This window comes from Arthrobacter sp. B2a2-09 (assembly GCF_027587375.1).
Classification (GTDB): Bacteria; Actinomycetota; Actinomycetes; order Actinomycetales; family Micrococcaceae; genus Arthrobacter.
Map to the genome: position 1 here is coordinate 1 of NZ_JAMXIC010000070.1, position 1,129 is coordinate 1,129.

At 61.0% G+C, this 1,129-nt stretch carries 2 protein-coding genes; both read right to left on the reverse strand.

Annotation, left to right across the window (positions count from 1 at the left end):
* Window positions 1-2 precede the first annotated feature (2 nt).
* Window positions 3-392 carry a cupin domain-containing protein gene (locus tag NFJ07_RS25530; RefSeq protein ID WP_269998898.1) on the reverse strand — a complete coding sequence of 130 codons (390 nt, stop codon included), beginning with the start codon at window positions 390-392 and terminating at the stop codon, window positions 3-5.
* The coding region (locus tag NFJ07_RS25535; protein ID WP_333482082.1) for an amino acid permease at window positions 392-1,129 on the reverse strand (738 nt) is incomplete at its 5' end. The genes NFJ07_RS25535 and NFJ07_RS25530, both read right to left, overlap by 1 nt.

Sequence of the window (1,129 nt, forward strand, 5' to 3'; positions counted from 1 at the left end):
AATCAGCGCATCGCGACGAAATACTTGCGGGACGGAGTGACGGTTGTCCAGGTTCCCCGGAAGCCCTTCGGGACGATGAACGCGTCTCCGGCCCGGAAATCCTTCCGCCGGTATTGGTGGTCGTAGATGGCCACGTGCCCTTCGATCATCACGCAGAATTCGGTGTAGGGCCAGGCCTCGAAAAACACGGAGCCGGCCGTGCCCTCCCAGAGTCCTCCCATGGAGTCTTCCGCGAGTTCAACGGATAGGTGCTCCAGTTCCTGCCAGTCCTCGCTGTGCGCATCATAGGAGGCAGGATCGGGAATGGCGCTTCGCGCGTTCTCGATGCTGACCAACAGCACGTTCTCGATGCTCTGCTCCTGGGTCCCTTCCAGGCAGTTATCGGCCCGCATCAGTGGTTCCCCGTTAGGTCGAGCTGCTCGACAGGGCTTTCGGTGCTTTCGGCGGCTGTCGGTAGGGGCTGGTGCCGGGAAAGCCAGGAACTTCGGACATATCCACCGATGAAGGCGGCGATGAGCGGGAGACAGATGAGGAAGTTGCCCCAGGTGTCCAGGCCGGTGAGCAGGGAGAGCTCGCAAATTATCAGGATGAGGACGCCGGTCAGGAGAACCGCCGATGCCGCAGGTGCTATCAGCCGGCTCCACAGGCTCTCGCCCATGGGAGTTCGCCAGAAATAGGCGACAACGGCGATGGAAGTACCGACCTGCAGGGCGAGGACAGCGATGAGCGTGGGCGTGTTCGTCCAGATAATCACCTGCGTGTATGGGTCGAACTGGAGGACGGCGAAGATGGCGATCGCGACGACGACGATGACTGTTTGTGCGACAGCGGCAACGGTGGGGCTTCCGGTCTTGGGGCCGGTGTGGGAAAAACGGGCTGGAATGAGCCGTGCCCGGGACATCGAGAACATGTATCGGGCCCCGGCGTTTTGGAGGGCGAGCACGCCCGCGAAGAAGCTGGTCACCACAAGGATGCGCATGCCGCCGGTCAGGAAAGTTCCAAGGTATTTATTGCTGACGTCGAACACGAGGTCGGGCAGATTCCCGTTGAGCACATTGCCCAGGTTCGCCGGCCCGATCGCCATGAGAATGATCCAGGCCATGAAGGTGTAGATCAGCGTCAATGCGAT

Excerpts from the sequence above, each read along its gene's own strand:
- NFJ07_RS25530 (WP_269998898.1), bottom strand. The coding sequence starts at position 392 with ATGCGGGCCGATAACTGCCTGGAAGGGACCCAGGAGCAGAGCATCGAG.